Annotated in this window: 14 protein-coding genes (1 of these 14 running past the window's edge); 9 read left to right on the plus strand and 5 right to left on the minus strand. The window is 42.0% G+C overall.

Annotation, left to right across the window (positions count from 1 at the left end):
• Window positions 1-4 precede the first annotated feature (4 nt).
• From nusB to L0Z67_RS03905, 4 genes are read left to right on the plus strand one after another with little or no spacing between them, the layout of a single operon-like run.
• A complete protein-coding gene (nusB, locus tag L0Z67_RS03890; protein WP_054552571.1) occupies window positions 5-415 on the plus strand; it encodes a transcription antitermination factor NusB in 411 nt (136 codons plus the stop codon).
• 44 nt (window positions 416-459) lie between these two features.
• Window positions 460-1,434 (plus strand): thiamine-phosphate kinase, encoded by a 975-nt coding sequence (gene thiL / locus L0Z67_RS03895; protein WP_193988390.1) that lies wholly within the window; start codon window positions 460-462, stop codon window positions 1,432-1,434.
• Entirely contained in the window at window positions 1,431-1,916 is a 486-nt protein-coding gene (locus L0Z67_RS03900) for a phosphatidylglycerophosphatase A (RefSeq protein WP_193988391.1), read from the plus strand. The genes thiL and L0Z67_RS03900 overlap by 4 nt, the downstream gene beginning before the upstream one ends.
• A gap of 33 nt (window positions 1,917-1,949) precedes the next feature.
• On the plus strand, window positions 1,950-5,036 hold the full coding sequence (locus tag L0Z67_RS03905) for a ligand-binding sensor domain-containing diguanylate cyclase (RefSeq protein ID WP_062570203.1): 3,087 nt from the start codon (window positions 1,950-1,952) through the stop codon (window positions 5,034-5,036).
• A gap of 79 nt (window positions 5,037-5,115) precedes the next feature.
• Here L0Z67_RS03905 and L0Z67_RS03910 read toward each other — a convergent pair whose 3' ends face one another.
• The 4 genes from L0Z67_RS03910 to xseB all read right to left on the minus strand — a co-directional run bounded on the left by L0Z67_RS03910 (window position 5,116) and on the right by xseB (window position 10,541).
• Window positions 5,116-7,239 carry a hypothetical protein gene (locus L0Z67_RS03910; RefSeq protein WP_237114866.1) on the minus strand — a complete coding sequence of 708 codons (2,124 nt, stop codon included), beginning with the start codon at window positions 7,237-7,239 and terminating at the stop codon, window positions 5,116-5,118.
• A 216-nt stretch (window positions 7,240-7,455) separates the two neighbouring features.
• On the minus strand, window positions 7,456-9,318 hold the full coding sequence (gene dxs, locus L0Z67_RS03915; RefSeq protein ID WP_193988392.1) for a 1-deoxy-D-xylulose-5-phosphate synthase: 1,863 nt from the start codon (window positions 9,316-9,318) through the stop codon (window positions 7,456-7,458).
• Between the two features lie 87 nt (window positions 9,319-9,405).
• The gene (gene ispA, locus L0Z67_RS03920) at window positions 9,406-10,293 is read right to left on the minus strand and encodes a (2E,6E)-farnesyl diphosphate synthase (RefSeq protein WP_062570205.1); all 888 of its coding nucleotides are present in this window, start codon (window positions 10,291-10,293) and stop codon (window positions 9,406-9,408) included.
• A 5-nt stretch (window positions 10,294-10,298) separates the two neighbouring features.
• Window positions 10,299-10,541 carry an exodeoxyribonuclease VII small subunit gene (gene xseB, locus L0Z67_RS03925; protein ID WP_062570206.1) on the minus strand — a complete coding sequence of 81 codons (243 nt, stop codon included), beginning with the start codon at window positions 10,539-10,541 and terminating at the stop codon, window positions 10,299-10,301.
• 272 nt (window positions 10,542-10,813) lie between these two features.
• Here xseB and pomA point away from each other — a divergent pair, with 272 nt between their 5' ends.
• The 4 genes from pomA (at window position 10,814) to L0Z67_RS03945 (ending at window position 15,093) form a co-directional block, all read left to right on the plus strand.
• Window positions 10,814-11,581: a flagellar motor protein PomA gene (gene pomA, locus L0Z67_RS03930; RefSeq protein ID WP_062570207.1), complete on the plus strand. Its 768-nt coding sequence runs from the start codon at window positions 10,814-10,816 to the stop codon at window positions 11,579-11,581.
• A 2-nt stretch (window positions 11,582-11,583) separates the two neighbouring features.
• Window positions 11,584-12,507 (plus strand): flagellar motor protein MotB, encoded by a 924-nt coding sequence (locus tag L0Z67_RS03935; RefSeq protein WP_130150836.1) that lies wholly within the window; start codon window positions 11,584-11,586, stop codon window positions 12,505-12,507.
• A gap of 132 nt (window positions 12,508-12,639) precedes the next feature.
• On the plus strand, window positions 12,640-13,131 hold the full coding sequence (locus L0Z67_RS03940) for a hypothetical protein (RefSeq protein ID WP_062570209.1): 492 nt from the start codon (window positions 12,640-12,642) through the stop codon (window positions 13,129-13,131).
• Window positions 13,132-13,182: 51 nt separating this feature from the next.
• The gene (locus L0Z67_RS03945; protein ID WP_237114867.1) at window positions 13,183-15,093 is read left to right on the plus strand and encodes a DNA topoisomerase III; all 1,911 of its coding nucleotides are present in this window, start codon (window positions 13,183-13,185) and stop codon (window positions 15,091-15,093) included.
• Between the two features lies 1 nt (window position 15,094).
• Here L0Z67_RS03945 and L0Z67_RS03950 read toward each other — a convergent pair whose 3' ends face one another.
• Window positions 15,095-16,408, minus strand: a complete 1,314-nt coding sequence (locus tag L0Z67_RS03950) for a M20 family metallopeptidase (protein ID WP_237114868.1) — start codon at window positions 16,406-16,408, stop codon at window positions 15,095-15,097.
• Window positions 16,409-16,491: 83 nt separating this feature from the next.
• Here L0Z67_RS03950 and L0Z67_RS03955 point away from each other — a divergent pair, with 83 nt between their 5' ends.
• A protein-coding gene (locus L0Z67_RS03955; protein ID WP_062570212.1) for a tetratricopeptide repeat protein crosses the window boundary here: on the plus strand, window positions 16,492-17,296 show its 5' portion. The gene runs 53 nt beyond the window's last position; 805 of the gene's 858 nt are visible here — the first part of the coding sequence; the start codon lies at window positions 16,492-16,494; its stop codon lies off the right edge, out of view.

Below are 17,296 nucleotides of genomic sequence, written 5' to 3' on the forward strand. Positions count from 1 at the left end.
CTCTGTGAAACCAGCAGCAAGACGTAAAGCACGTATCTTAGCACTTCAAGCCGTATACTCTTGGCAGTTAAGCGGTAACCCAATTGCTGACATTGAACAGCAAATGTTAATTGAAAATGATGTGACTAAAATCGACGTCGAATATTTCAAAGACCTAGCACGCGGTGTTGTTGTTAACTGTAAGCAATTAGATGAAATCGTTGCACCACATTTAGCACGCCCAGCTGATGAGTTAGACATGGTCGAAAAAGCAATTTTACGTCTGTCTGGCTACGAGCTGAAATTCCGTGAAGACGTACCTTATAAAGTAGCAATCAATGAAGGCATTGAGCTTGCGAAGATGTTTGGTGCTGAAGATAGTCATAAATTTGTTAACGGTGTACTTGATAAAGCAGTGAAAGAGCTGCGCAAGTAATCAACCCCGTAAAGGAGAGCCGGCTTGGGCCGGCTTTTTTGTGTATGAAGGAATTTGAATTAATCAATCGTTACTTTAAAGGTCGCGGCATTATTCGTCGTGATGTAAACCTTGGAATTGGTGACGATTGTGCGTTAGTAACCGTGCCTGAAAACTGCCAACTGGCAGTAACAACAGATACCTTAGTCGCGGGTGTACACTTTTTTGATGATATATCACCGCGTGCCCTAGGACATCGTGCTTTAGCCGTTAATTTAAGTGACTTGGCTGCAATGGGCGCTGAACCTACGTGGGTTTCGGTTGGTTTAACATTGCCAGAAGCTAATATAGAGTGGCTTGAACAGTTCACCGAAGGCATGCATGAGATTGCAGAGTACTTCAATGTGCAGATCATTGGCGGTGACACAACACAAGGGCCTTTAACGATTACCATTTGTGCTAAAGGCATCGTACCTCAAGGTAAAGCGTTGCGTCGTAGTGGTGCCAAAGTGGGCGATTGGATTTATGTAACTGGTCCACTGGGGGATGCTGGTGTAGCAATAGAAGCACGTAAGCAAGGCCTTGATATTGCCCCAGAACATTTAAGCTATTTAAATAATCGCTTCGATTACCCGACGCCTCGAGTGGCTGCAGGGCAAGTTTTACGCGGTGCAGCCTCATCAGCCATTGATATTTCTGATGGTTTACTGGCAGATTTAGGCCATATTTTAGCGCTATCGCAAGTTAGTGCTGTGATTAATGTTGATAAAGTGCCTGTGTCAGATGCCTTAAATTCTTCAATTCCACGTAAAGAGCAGTTTGATTACATTCTAAATTACGGTGACGACTACGAGTTGTTGTTTACTGTGCCTGAAAGTAATAAAAGCATGGTAGATATGAAACTACGCCAGTACGGTGTTGAAGCGAGTTGTGTTGGGCAAATTCAAAGTGGCGAAGGCGAGATTGAGCTATTACTTGATGGTGAAAAATTTAACTATCAAGGTAAGGGCTTTCAGCATTTTACGAAGGAGCCGGTTTGAGCAGTAACCGTTTATTCAATTTAAAACGCCCACACCAGTTTTTTGGTTTGGGTTTTGGTTTAGGTCTTGCGCCTAAAGCACCAGGCACCTTCGGTACATTTGCTGCCTTACCATTTATTTTTATAACTATGTACTTTCCATTGTGGTTACAGGTGGTGTTCGCCATCGTGATCAGTGTGTTTGGTATTTGGGCCTGTGGTAAAACAGCCGATGACTTAGGAGTACATGATCATCCAGCCATTGTTTGGGATGAAGTTGCTGGTTATTATATCACCATGATAGGTGCCGCATTAAGTTGGCAGTCATTATTGGTTGGTTTTTTATTGTTCCGCTTTTTTGATATTGCTAAACCAGGTCCTATCCGAATTTTAGATAGACGTTTACACGGTGGCTTGGGCATCATGGCTGATGATATTTTAGCAGGTATATTTTCATTAATTTGTGTTCAAGCCTTGTTTAAAGCAGGCTATTTACCTTTTTAAACGATGAGTTAGGTGTTACTTGGTGGCAAGTATATGATGCGATTTATAATCCTCTGTTTGTTGATGCTTTGCAGCACGTCTGCATTTGCGTCTATTACCGACTACGTCGTTAAACAGTGGAATATCCAAAATGGCTTGCCCTCACAATCTTTAAAAAGTATTGCTCAAGATGAGCAAGGCTATATGTGGCTAGGCACACAGTTTGGCCTAAGTCGCTTTGATGGAAATACCTTTACTAACTTCAATACACAAAATAGCGATTTTCTACCTAGTAATGGTATTAATAAGCTATTGGTAGATAGCACCGGGTTACTTTGGGTTGGTACCAAAAATGGTTTGGTAACACTTGATCCTAAAACTATGATGTCGCAAACCTTTAACGTAAAAGGGCCTGTTCGCGATATTCTAGAAGACTCAAAAGGCAGTATTTGGATTGCAGCCAATGGCCTTTATTTCGTAGCACGTAATCAGGTTACATTAAATCAAAATTCAGCCTTGGTCGTGCCTGTATCCAATGCCACACCAATTACGCAAATTGTCGGTTCAGTCAGCCAAATGGCGCTATCACCAGAAGGTATATGGTTGGTCAATGAGCGTCACCTGTTGCGTTTAACAAATACCTCATCTGACTTTGCAAAACTACGTTTAGAACTTACCGCAAAAGTGTCATTGCCTGAGCGCCTAGCGCAGACCATTATTCATGATATGGCTTGGCTTGAGGGTAACTTATATTTAGCATCGGAGCTGGGTGCATACTTTCTTGATTTAGATGATGAGCTGCGTCCATTCCCACTCCCTAACGCGAGCAACTCAGCTGTTTATAAGTTTATGAGCGATTCAGATGGTGCGCTGTGGATTTCCACCTATGGTCGTTTATTATTTAGAGATAACTCAGGTGACTGGCAGTGGGTTGAGCCTAGTCAGTTAGATCAGAGCATCTGGTTTGCTGACATCTTTCGTGATAATCAAAATAATATTTGGCTGGCAAGCTTTAGTGAAGGTTTATGGCTTGCCCACGAAGGGCGAATAGAGCGCCATTCTGCTATTTCAAATATGACCGAAGCGGTGATGGCGATTAGCCAAGCGCCTGATGGTAAGTTATGGGTTGCTAACCGTAGTGGTGTTGGTTACTTCGATTACAATAAAAACTTTGTAAATCAAATACCCAGCAATCAATTTGGTCGCGCTGCGGTGCATGACTTACAATTTGATGGCGACCGCCTCTATATTGCCACTGGTCGAGGCGTTTTTTATTATGAAAACCAGCGTTTGTATACGGTACCTGGTAGAGCGCTTCGTGATAACCCCGTATTTGCAATTAGCAGTTCAAACAAAGGCGGTTTCTGGCTTGGCACGGGTCGGGGCATGTATCGGTTAAGTTATGGGGGATTAACGCCATTTGCTTACAACGCCTTTTTGAGCAGTAAATTTATAACCTACGTACTGGATGAGCAAAACTTTGGCTTAATTGGCACGAGTAAAGGTGCTTACTACTTTACCGACCGCGGTATTGAGAAAATTGGCGATCAGACCAGTTTAGAGAGTGCGTATGTGACCAGTATTTTAAATATCGACGGTGTGGGTATTTTAATTGGCTCTTTGAATGATGGCTTATTTTATCGAAGCACACAAGGGCAGTGGCGTCAGCTAGATGCTACAGACGGTTTACCTTATGGATCTATTTTCAGTCTTGTTTACGACAAACAACTAAAACGTATTTGGGTCAGTACCATGAAAGGCGTATACCGTATGCCGGTTGAGCAGTTTAGTACCGACATTGAGAGCTTGAAAGTTGAGCAGGTTATTTCGTCATTTGACCGCCAGCTTGATGGTAAGGCTAGCCAATGTTGTGCGGGTCTTGGTCATGATGCGGTGGCGGACACTGGTAATTCAATTTGGTATCCAAGCTTACAAGGGGTCGTTGAAATACCTAAAAGTGTTGAACTATTTGGTGTTAAAGCGCTTAAGCCACGTATTGAAAACATTACCACACCTCTTCGCCAAATGAGTACGGCTTCGCTTGGCGCTAAACCAGAATTACAAATTGATGAGCGAGATGTCACCATTAAGTACACCGCTATTGATTATTATGCTCCTTCAAGTATTGAGTTCCGTTACCGATTAAGTGGGTTAGATAGTCACTGGCGCTACGCAAACACACGTCGCGAAGCAATCTACACTAACTTACCACCGGGCTCTTTTTTATTTCATCTAGAAGCTAAACGCCGTGGTGAAGATTGGCAGAAAGCGCGCAGAACAGACTATGCGTTTGTTGTCCCACAACGATTTGATGAAACTATTTATTTTAGATTGCTCATTACAAGCAGCTTTATTTTATTATTCTATCTGGTCTTTTGGGTGTTTAGAGCGCAAGAAAAACGCAAGCAGTTAGCCCTTGAAAGCTTAGTAACAGAACGCACCGTAGAGCTACGTGAAGCGAACGATAAGCTCAACCAAGTAAACTCACAGCTTAAGCTAGTTAGTCACTCAGATGAGCTGACGGGGCTTCGTAGTCGTCGCTTCTTATTTGATCAACTCCCTAAGGATATTGAACATTTCCAGCGTAACTCGCAATCACTGCAAGCGCAGGGTAAATGCTTAGTATTGATGATTATTAATTTTGATAATTTTAGCCGTATCAATGACGCCTATGGACCGCTGGCTGGGGATAGTTGCTTACAGCAAATGGCTACACTGTTGAATAGTCGTACCCAAGGCTCTGATTATGTTGCACGTTGGAGCGGTGATGAGTTCTTACTTTTACTACGTGATTTTAAACGTTCTGGTATAGATAGTTATGCAGCTGAACTGTGTGAGGCTATTGCGGGTAATGCATTTAGACTTCCAAATGGAGAGTCAACAACCATTACTGCTTCTCTTGGATGGTCTTTTTATCCGCTTCCTTTGCTAGGTGGGCAAGTTATTGGTTGGGAAACATCAGTGAACCTTGCAGATATCGCGCTACATCAAGTTAAAAAGCGTGGTGGCGACGGGGTTGCTAATATAACGTTTGATGAGCAACTTGACGCATTTGAGTTTGAACAAACTCAAAATGTTGATCAGCAACTCAGTGCTCTTCAGGCTAATGGTCTAGCAGATATTAAAATCTGGATGCGCTAAATAAAAATGCCTTATCTAGGGCTAGATAAGGCATTGGAGGCCAACCAAGGCGCTTGTTACCTAAACGCCTATTGATGGTTTAGTGGTTAAGCCAAGCAGGTAAAATAGCCACCGACTCAGGCGCTGTAAATGAATAGCTAACATCTGCAGCGATATCGCCTCCAGGGCTATTTAAAATATTGTCGAAACGCATTACTAGACCGTTTGATTTCTCAGCCACATAGAGATGGCTGCCTGTGTACATAATATCTACAGGGTTACCAAGCTGACTAGCGGGACCTGCGATGTTAACGCTAACATTGGTTAAACCACTTGCCATTGATGCATTATTTATCACGTAAATTTTACCGTCTGTTGCATCCGCAGCACTGCCTACATCAGAGATAATTAACGAGTCACTGGTTGGGTCGTAGTCTATGCCATGAATGTTGGTTGGCGCCGCAAATGCAGTACCACCCGATGCAGGAGTAATTAAGCGATCTTCACCTGAAATAGTTGTCATGCCAGCTAGCCATTTGCTTTTAACTTCATCGAATACTGCAACCGTGCCATTGGTCAGTGCAACAAACGCTTTATCTGTTACAGGGTCATAGTCAACATCCCAAGGGCGCGTACTAGCACTAGGAGTCAGTGTCATGAGTGGGCTTACATCACCTGTTGCGCAGCTTGAAAATATCAAAACCCCAGGTGTAGTTGGATTGAATTCTGCAACAAATAGCATGCCAGCATCAGATGCTACATCAAGCCCCTTCGGTGAAATAATACCGGTATTTGCGCCAGTAATTAATCTGTCTTGGGCCATTGAAAAGCTTTCGCCATCACGAGAAGTCGCCACTTTAGTTGAAATTGCAACGCCGCCAATTGACGTGCTTGCATTATCAAATGTGGCATAGCTAGTGCCTGATTTGTCGAATGCAACACTCTCAATGGTTCGGCTTGCATTATAAGTCGCAAGCTCAGCTGTTAAAGGAGCATTTAAACGACTAATTTGCCCCGTAGTAGGGCCTACGGCTCCTGGGTTACTGCTGACTGCAACACCAAGTAGCGGCATATTCACCATGATACTATCAGAACTATCTTGCATATTGTTATGCATGATGGTTTCTGTAATTGATTCTGGTTTTGTGGTCGCAGTGACTAAGTCTGGCGAAATATCACCGCTTGGGCCTGCAAATATGTTACTAAATACCAGAACTGCGTCATTTGATTTTTCAGCGACTCTTAAGTCACTCCCTGTGAGGCTTATATCAACTGGGTTACCTAGCATAGACATAGGCCCTGCAATATGACGATCTACCGTGACCATGCCACTGGCTTGTGATGCATCAGAAATAACAAAAATTGCACCATCTGTTGCATCTGATGCACTGCCTACATCAGAGAGTACTAAGGTGTTAGTTTGCATATCAAGCGCGATGCCATGAATGTTGACTGAAACTTTAGCACCGCTGTCATCGCTAGGTGTAATTGTTCGGGCTGGCGTCGCTACAAAGCCACCACTGACGTAATTGTCATAAACTGCTACATCACCATTGGTTAGCGCAACGTATAAACGATCGTTGTCATCATCGTAGGTTAAGTCCCATGGTTTTGCAGCTGTGGTGGTTGTTGCAAGTGGGGCCACATCACCTGCGGCTTCTTTACCGAATACAGTGACTTGCATCGCATTAAAATCAGCAATCAGCACCAAGCCATGCTTATGAGATACATGAATACCTTTGGGATTGACAAGGGTTGTGTTAGTACCGCTTATCATACGATCGATACTGCTGTTATAGCTGCCATCGCCACGACTAAGCACCTGACATACGGTACTTAACGAGCCATTAGCAGAATCTGCTGCTTGCACTAAGTTACCTAAGCTATCGAATGCAACACCTTCATTGGCACCACTATTAAACGTACTTAACTTAGCCGCATTTTGGTCAATCAAGTTGACTGTGCCTGCGTTATCAGCGCCATTGTTAGCTAGAATAAAGGTGGCTGCCGCAAAGCCTGGCGCCCCATTTTGCCCATCCATTCCATCCGAACCATCTTGTCCTGCAACACCTTGTTGACCTGCTGCACCGTCTTTACCATCATCGCCACTACAGCCTGCAATACCAATCGTAACAGCGAGCGCTAAGGCCGAAAATGTTAACTTCATAAGTTTAGACTGAGTGTCAATTTGTTCTACTGCTAGGTTGTTTTTAAACGCTTTCATTTGTTCATACCTTCTTTAATATTCCATCAAATGTGAACAGACATCTGTTTTGCTTAGCACAGCTTAAAAGCATTACTTGCTCACAGGTTAACCTCAGTGAATAAACGAAGAAGGGATAATGTTGGATGCAGAAAAATTAATTATTTTTCAATTTTTTTAGATGTGATTGTTCTATAAATAAAAAAGGAGCTCTATGCTCCTTTTTGTAAATTAATGTCAGGCTATGAATGCGTTGATACTGGTTACTATTCCTTGGGTATCTAATCCCATTTCTGCATGCATCTCTTGCTGAGTGCCATGCTTAATGAATTCATCAGGAATACCTAAGTTCAATATTTTTACACTTGCCTTAGCGGCTGCTAAATACTCATTAACTGCCGAGCCAGCACCACCAGCTATGGCGTTGTCTTCTAATGTCACAAGTACATCGTGCTCTGCGAGTAAGTCATCAATAGCTTGTGTATCAAGCGGCTTAATAAAACGCATATCAAGTAAGCTGGCGTTGAGTTCCTTTGCCGCCAGTTCAGCGTTTTCTAGTAATGTACCAAACGATAAAATCGCCACTTTACTGCCTTTGCGTATAGTGCGTGCACGGCCTATTTCAATTGCGCTCATTTGCGTTTCAACGTCACAATTGCCCGCACTACCACGTGGGTAGCGAACTGCTACTGGTTGATTACATTGGTAACCAGTGTAAAGCATTTGTCGGCACTCATTGGTGTCGCTTGGTGCCATGATGATCATGTTTGGTATGCAGCGCATAAAGCTTAAGTCGTAGGCACCTTGGTGAGTTTCACCGTCTGCGCCAACAATACCTGCACGGTCAATGGCAAATAAAACAGGAAGGTTTTGTAGTGCCACATCATGAATGAGCTGATCATATGCACGTTGTAAAAAGCTTGAGTAAATGGCAACAACTGGTTTTAAGCCTTCGCATGCTAAACCTGCTGCCAGTGTTACTGCATGTTGTTCCGCAATAGCAACGTCAAAGTATTGCTCGGGGTATTCTTTCGAAAAGCGTACCATGCCTGAGCCTTCACGCATTGCTGGGGTAATTGCCATCAGCTTGTCGTCTTGTGCTGCCATATCACAAAGCCAGTCACCAAACACATTAGAGAATGTAGCGGCTCCTGGTTTTGATTTGGGTAGTTTTGACATGCTTGGATCAAATTTTGGTACACCGTGGTAGCCAATAGGGTCCGCTTCAGCAGGTTTATAACCTTTCCCTTTTTGCGTTTTTATGTGCAGTAATTGTGGGCCTTTAAGATTACGCATATTGCGTAAGGTATCAACCAACATGTTTACATCGTGCCCATCAATCGGGCCGATATAATTTAAACCTAGCTCTTCAAAGAAAGTGCCGGGGATGACCATACCTTTTAAGTGCTCTTCCATGCGACTTGCCAGCTCTTTTACTGGAGGCAAACCTGATAGCAGCTTTTTGCTGCCTTCACGGATGTTGGTATAAAAGCTACCTGATAAGATTCGTGCAAAATGGTTGTTTAGTGCACCCACGTTTTCAGAAATCGACATTTCATTATCATTTAAGATAATTAATACGTTAGGGTTTACATCACCCATGTGGTTCATCGCTTCGAATGCCATACCTGCAGTAATCGCACCATCACCAATAACAGCCACTGTTTTTCGATCTTTACCTTCTTTTTCAGCGGCAATGGCCATTCCTAGTGCGGCTGAAATTGATGTACTTGAGTGACCTACACTAAATGTGTCGTACTGGCTTTCTTCGCGAAATGGGAAAGGGTGTAAACCGTCTTTTTGACGAATAGTATGCATTTGGTCACGGCGACCCGTTAAAATTTTATGTGGGTAGGCTTGATGGCCTACATCCCAAACGAGTCGATCAGAGGGCGTGTTATAGACATAATGCAGAGCGACAGTTAATTCAACTGTGCCTAACCCTGAGGCTAAATGACCACTACTTTGCGAGACTGAGTTAAGCAGGTACTCGCGTAACTCTTTACTAAACGCAGGTAATTTATCTTGCGCTAAATCACGCAGCTGTGCTGGCTCGTCAACCAAACTTAATAATGGATACTTGCTACTATCAAGTGTCATGATTTTATATACATCCTTCGCTAACCAGAGTGCATTATAGCTTATTGTGACTCTGATTTTTTAGTTATTTTGTCGTTGTTTTACGCATCAATATTTGCGTTCAACAATATAGTTGGCAAGCCTTGCCAGTTCACTCGTATCGAAATTAATCGCCTCTAAAGCTTGATGTGCCTGTGCGAGTAAATCTTGCGCTTTTTGCTTTGCGCCATCCAGTCCTAAAAGAGCGGGGTAGGTTGCTTTATTCGCTGCAATATCTGACCCTTGTGGTTTGCCAAGTGTTTCTGTATCTGCTTCGACATCTAGGATATCGTCTTGTACCTGAAAAGCCAGACCTATCGCTTGTCCAAACAAATTAAGCTGTTTTAATGTGTACTCGTCACATTGATTGGCACACAATGCACCTAGGGTTATTGCACAATTAAGCAGTGCCCCTGTCTTCAGTTGATGAATACGCTCTAATTGTTCGACACTGATTTCATTATTCGTCGCACTAATGTCAAGCGCTTGACCACCTACCATACCTTCAATACCTGAGGCTTTGCTTAATGAGGCGATCATTTTTATTTGCTGCGCTGGCGGTACAGAAAAAGGATGATTGGCAATTAAGTCAAAGGCAAGTGTTTGTAGTGCATCACCTGCAAGAATAGCGTTTGCTTCACCATACACTATATGGCAAGTAGGGCGGCCACGTCGCAGATCGTCATCATCCATTGCTGGTAAGTCATCATGAACTAGTGAATAGCTATGGATACACTCAATGGCTGCTGCAAGAATATCAAGGTCTTTTTTCTGTGCCCCCATCATCCTACCTGTTGCATAAACAAGGTATGGACGTAATCGTTTGCCGCCATTTAACACGCCATAATGAGTGGCTTCTTTTATTGTTTGTTCGGTATCTAAAGGCTGATCAAAATAGTGATTAAGTGTTGCTTCAACATCATTGCGCGCATCTTGCAGTTGGTCTATTAATTGCACTGAAATTAGTCCAAATTTGAATCGAAATTGCTCAGTGGAGCTTGGCTATCGTTACCCATAAGTATGGCAACTTTTTGTTCTGCTTGTTGTAGTTTACCTGATGAGGCATTAGCTAATGCAATACCACGTTCAAACTGCTTAAGAGATTGCTCTAATGACAAGTCACCCTGTTCCATTTGTACAACAATATTAGATAATTCATCCAAGGCTTCTTCAAAGCTCAAGTTTTCTGGTTTCTTCGCTGCCATAGTGGCCTCACTAGCTGATAGAAAGTGAGGCCAATTTTAGGGGGAATGCTAAACTAGGTCAAAGAATGATGTGTTTTTTTACGCATAAAGCAACGCCAATATGTTATTTTTACGCTTTTAGACACAAGATAAACTTGTAGCTTGAGAAACTTACATTAAAATAAAATTAATTCATTTAATGATTTAAGTATTTCAATTGCTTGCCGATAAGCAGTTAATAATAAAAATTTGATGCCTTAGGGTATCGTGCAATTGTTCCTCTGGAGGGGTATGTGGATTTAGCAACCATAATAGGTATTCTTGGTGCCATAGGCTTAATTGCTATGTCGATGGTGTTAAGTAGTGATGGCCAAGTTGCAATGTTTTATAACACCCCTTCGGTGGTCATTGTATTTGGCGGCTCTATTTTCATTGTGTTGTCAAACTTTACTATGGGTCAGTTTTTGGGCATAGGTAAAGTTGCCGCGAAAGCTTTCATGTTCAAGATAGAATCTCCAGAAGAGCTAATAGAGAAAGCTGTAGAGTTAGCAGACTCAGCCCGTAAAGGTGGTTTTTTAGCACTCGAAGAAGCTGAAATTCCTAATGGCTTTATGCGCAAGGGCGTTGATATGCTCGTCGATGGTCATGACGCCGATGTGGTTCGTGCTACCTTGCAAAAAGATATCGCACTTACTGCCACTCGTCATGAGCATGGCGCGGGACTATTTAAATCGTTAGCCGACATAGCTCCTGCAATGGGTATGATAGGCACGCTAATTGGTCTTGTTGCCATGTTATCAAATATGGATGATCCTAAAGCCATCGGTCCTGCGATGGCCGTTGCACTATTAACGACATTATATGGCGCGTTCTTAGCGAATGTGGTTGCTATTCCAATTCAGGTAAAACTAGAGCTACGTAAAGACGAAGAGGCTCTTAACCAACGCTTAATTCTCGACGCGGTACTGGGTATTCAAGATGGTCAAAACCCGAAAGTAATCGAGGGTATCTTGAAAAACTACTTAGCAGAGTCTAAACGAAAAGTGGATACTGAGGAGTAAGCATGTCTGATCAAGAGTGCAAATGTCCACCTCCGGGTTTACCAGCTTGGATGGGAACCTTCGCAGATTTAATGTCACTGTTAATGTGCTTCTTTGTACTCTTGCTTGCCTTTTCTGAAATGGATGTCCTTAAATTTAAGCAAATTGCTGGCTCAATGAAGTTTGCTTTTGGTGTGCAAAACAAAATTGAAGTAAAAGACATCCCAAAAGGAACTTCAGTAATAGCCATGGAGTTTACGCCAGGTAAACCTGAGCCTACGCCTATCGAAACAATTCAACAACAAACGGTTGAAATGACCCAGCAGATGTTGGAATTCCAAGCCGGTGATGAAAGCTCAGCAGGTGGACGTCAAGAGCAGCGTGGTAATAAGCGTGGCGGTGAGTCTCAAAGTACAGCGCAAGAACAAGCGATGGATCAATCTATTTCCGCTGCGAATCAAGAACAAACCAACGAGCTTGTGAAGAAAATTGCGCAACAACTTGAACAACAGATTATTGATGGGGCGATTGAACTAGAGTCTTTAGGCCAGCAAATTATTATTCGTATTCGGGAAAATGGCTCATTTCCTTCAGGGAGTGCGTTTTTACAGCCTAAATTTAAACCAATTATTCGAGATATTGCAACCTTGTTAAAAGACGTGCCTGGCGAAATAACGGTATCTGGTCACACTGATGATTTTCAGGTTTCCAATGAGCTATATACCAATAATTGGGATTTATCTTCAAAGCGTGCAGTTGCAGTTGCAAGTGAAATGGAAAAAGCCCCAGGTTTCGATAAATCGAGAATGGTCGTAGTGGGCCATGCTGAAACGAGGCCACTTGTTCCCAATGTTACCGATGAAGATAGAAAGCGTAACCGTCGCGTCGAAATCTCAATTATGCAAGGCAAGGCGCAAGAGTCGGATCCTATTGATGTAAGACCCTAAATCAGTTACAGTTACAATTAGTTAAAGAATGTAATGGGTATAAGAATGAAAAAGCTCGATAAATATTGCTACCTGCCAGGTAACGGTGATGGTAACGATGGTAAAACAGAAAACTGATTAAGGTCGTTACTTGTGCCTGATTGGTTCAACTCTTTTATTGTTATATTAAGTAATAGCTGGGTGTTCATTCTGAGCCCAGCTATTTTTGTTTTTTATATCAGAAATGATTGGCTCGCCTTCAGGTTTTCTGTAATAACCGCTAGTTTTTTTCTATATGGCACTCTTATCCATTCAAGCCTGAGTGAGTTTGATGACATCTTTGTTTGGCGTTACGTTGTATGGGCATTTAATGACATAGCATGGATGGCCATCATTGCTTATCTTGGTATAAAAGATAAGGTTTATCTTTGGCAGAGCGTACTAGGGCAGTTAGTTGTTGTAATGGCACCCATATTACAACTATTTCGCGTAATTGATATTCACTTATGGGATTTATCGTATAGCACATATATGTATAAAACCTTACTCCCTGTTATTAATATAGGCACCGTAGTTGTATGTTATTTGCCTATGATTTATTTATTTACCCGTCGCAATAGGCTCGCCGAGACCATTCCTAAGTAAAAAATGCTGTGTTAGACTACTGTTTATAAAAACAGTATTTAGTGTTGCGTTATGAAACTTTACATTGCCGAAAAGCCGTCCCTTGCACGAGCCATTGCTGATGCACTACCAAAACCACAAAAAAAGCAGGAAGGTTATATTGAGCTTGCTAATGGTGATTGTGTTTCTTGGTGTATTGGTCATTTGCTTGAACAAGCTGAGCCTGACGATTACGATGCAAGTTTTAAAAAGTGGCGATTTGAGCACTTACCTATCGTGCCTGAACAATGGCAGTTAAAACCTAAAGCAAAAACACGCAAACAACTCACCGTATTAAAAAAGCTGATTAAGCAAGCGAGTATAATCATCCATGCTGGTGACCCTGACCGTGAAGGCCAGTTATTGGTAGATGAAGTAATTGAACAGGTAAAACTAAGCCAAGCTAAAAAACAGCAAATCCAGCGGCTCTTAATAAGCGACTTAAACTTAAGTGCAGTTAAAAAAGCGCTGAATAATTTAAAGTCGAATCGCGATTTTATTCCCTTGAGCGTATCAGCCTTAGCTCGCTCACGTGCTGATTGGTTATTTGGCATGAATTTAACGCGAGCTTATACGCTTGCTGGGCAAAAAGCAGGGTTTGGTAATGTGTTGTCTGTAGGTCGTGTTCAAACACCTATTTTAGGGCTAGTTGTAAATCGCGATAATGAAATAGCTAACTTTGTAGCAAAACCTTTCTACGAAGTTTTGGCTCATCTCGAAACAGAGCAGCAGCAAACATTTTCTGCTAAGTGGCAACCAAGTAAAGCATGCGAGCCCTATCAAGATGAAGAAGGTAGAGTATTACATAGAGGACTTGCTGAAAATGTTGTGTCACGAATTACTAATCAACCAGCTAAGGTGGTTGAGCTTGAGCAAAAACAAAAAAAACAACAAGCGCCGTTACCTTATAACTTGTCGGCTTTACAAATTGATGCGGCAAAAGCGTTTTCTATGCCAGCACAAAAGGTGCTAGATACCTGTCAAAGCTTGTATGAGCGTCATAAGTTAATTACGTATCCTCGTTCAGATAATCGCTATTTACCAAAAGAGCATCATAAAGATGCAGCGAGTATTATTGCCGCTATCGCCAATAATGAAGGTCAAGCAAGTGAAGCTTGCAAGCAAGCTGATACCAGTAAGCGGAGTAAATGTTTTAATGACAACAAGGTTGCAGCTCACCACGCTATTGTTCCCACCGAAAAGCAGCTACGCTCAGCATCATTAAATAGCGAAGAACAAAAAATCTATCGATTGATCTGTCGTCATTATTTAATTCAGTTTTATCCAGACTATGTGTTTAAAGAAACCAAAGTAACGGTTGATATTGCGGGTGGGCTTTTTAAAGCTGCTGCTAAGCAAGATATTAGCTTAGGCTTTAAAACATTAATGGGCAAAACAGAGTTAAAGGATGAGCAAACCTTACCGCCACTTGAAAAAGGTCAGCCGCTGCATTGCAATCAAGGTGAAGTGGTAGACAAAGTGACCACACCGCCAGCGCACTTTACTGATGCGACCTTATTAAGTGCTATGACAGGCATCAGTCGCTATGTGAAAGACCCTGAAATTAAAAAGATCCTCAAAGATACGGATGGTCTAGGTACTGAGGCTACACGGGCAGGCATTCTTGAGCTTTTATTCAAGCGCCGCTTTCTAGAGCGTCAAGGTAAACACATTTTAGCTACAGTAACAGGTAAAGCTCTCATAAGTACATTACCAGAGCAGCTTGCTAGCCCTGACTTAACAGCTAAGTGGGAAGCATCGTTAGGGAATATAGCTGAGCAACATATGAGTTATCAGCAATTTTTAACGCCATTACTGACTGAGTTACATGCTTTAGTTGAGCAAGCTAAGCAGTGCGACAGCCAAGTCTTTGCCCAGTTACCAAAAACGCCGCAAAAGCGACGTTTTAAAAGAAAAGCTAAGCCCAGAACTAAGTCAGCCTAAACTATTTTTTGTTGAATAGGGCAACCGCGGCATTACTCATCGCTGTAATCCCAGTAGGGAGCGCCTTTTTGTAATCAGGTGCAAACTTACTTGAATGTAAAGAAGGTAATGTTGTGCCAGATTGTATTGCGGCATCATATTGACTAGGCTCAACACCCCCTAACCAAAATAAAGTAATTGGAATATTCTTATCTGTACGTCCGTATAAACCAAAGTCTTCGCCGGCCATGACTGCTTCTGTTTCAAGTACATTGTCTTCACCAATCGCATTAGCAATTGCTGAACGCACTAAGTTGGTTTGCTCAGGGTTATTATAAGTAGATGGAATAGATTCATCTTCATGCACATATACTTCAGGTGCTAAGCTTTCATCAAGTCCTGCACTTAATGCGATACCTTTAGAAATTCGTTTAATCGCCGCGATTTGTTGTAAGCGAACTTCAGGGTTATAACTACGCAATGTAAGTTGTAGTTTTACTTCATCAGAAATGACATTGTGTTTAGAGCCACCATGAATTGAGCCTACCGTGATCACCGATGGCTCTAATGGTGACAATTCACGGCTCGTAATTGTTTGCAGTGCCAACACAATACGTGAAGCAATTACAACAGGGTCTATTGTTGTATGAGGATAAGCACCATGACCACCTTTACCTTTTACAGTAATATCAACAGAGTCAACACTTGCCATTGTGTACTCATTTTTCATGCTGATTTTACCAGCAGGAACACTGGCACTGACATGTAAAGCAATTACGTGGTCAGGCGTAGGGTACTTGGTAAAAAGTCCTTCTTTAAGCATTGCTTTTGCACCACCGCCTACTTCTTCAGCGGGTTGTGCGACCATCATTAATGTACCTTGCCACTGATCTTTGTGTGTCATTAACTGTTGGGCTGTGCCAATAAACGAACTCATGTGAATATCATGACCACAGCCATGCATTACACCGACAGTTGAGCCTTCGTCGTTTGTAACCGTTACTTTTGAAGCGTACGGTTTACCAGTTTGTTCAACAATGGGTAAGCCATCTGTATCGGTACGGATCATCACAGTTGGTCCAGTACCATTTTTGTAAATACCAACTACGCCATAGCCACCTACATTATCAGTAACCTCAAAGCCAAGTTTAGTAAGTCGTTTTGCTAATTTCTTACCTGTTTGTTTTTCATGATAAGAAAGCTCTGGAGATTGATGTAAATCTAAGTAAAGCTTTTCAATCTCTGGCATGGTTTTCTGAAGATTTAAATCTAAGCTTGTTGCTTGTGTTATGGGAGTAAGAAATAATAACGCAGCAGATATAACTGATAATTTCATAATGACCTCGACTGAATGGGCTTGTAATTGTTATGTTTGTCACCATATAAAAACCTAAATACTTATATAGTGCAATTGATCAAATGAATAATATGGTAAATGTTACTCCACAGAATTTACAGCAAGTACTGGGTGAGACCTCAGCCGAAAAATTAGTTTTACTAACTTTCTACTCTGCGCAAAACCCAGAGTGTCATCAGCAAGCTGTTATTTTAGAAAAAATCGCACATGAATACGGTGAGCATTTATTAGTAGCGACATTAGACTGTGACGTTGAGCAAGCTCTTGCAGCGCAACTTGCACAGCAAATTGGTTTGCAAGCATTACCAACGCTTGTGATGTTAAAAGATTCTGCGCCTGTAGATATGTTACCGGGTGCTCAAACAGAACAGCAAATTCGTGATGCGCTAGCAAAGCATTTACCAGCCCAGCACGAGTTATTACTTGAACAAGCTAAGCAAGCGTTAATTAATCAAGATTTAAATAATGCGTTTAATTATGCAAAGCAGGCTTATGAGCTTGATCCGAGCCATACGCGTGTAAAATTAGTATTAGCTGATATTTGTATTCAAATTCATAAATTAGAAGATGCACAAGCATTACTAGATTCAGTGGCAGAGAATGAACGTGATGCGTATTTCACAAATATTCAAGCAAAGTGTGAACAAGCATTAGCTGCAACAGACTCTCCAGAAATAAAAGCACTGCAAGCTAAAGTTGAAAAATACCCAAATGATTTAGAGATAAAAGTAGAGTTAAGCAATGCGCTTAATAATGCGGGTCGCAAAGAAGAAGCGTTAGAGGTGTTATTTAATGTGCTTAAAAAAGATCTTAACTACGCAGATGCAAAACCAAGCTATCTAGAAATCATTGCCTCTTTACCTGATG

Origin of the sequence: Pseudoalteromonas sp. PB2-1, assembly GCF_045040605.1 — a bacterium.
In the GTDB taxonomy this organism is placed as follows: domain Bacteria; phylum Pseudomonadota; class Gammaproteobacteria; order Enterobacterales; family Alteromonadaceae; genus Pseudoalteromonas; species Pseudoalteromonas arabiensis.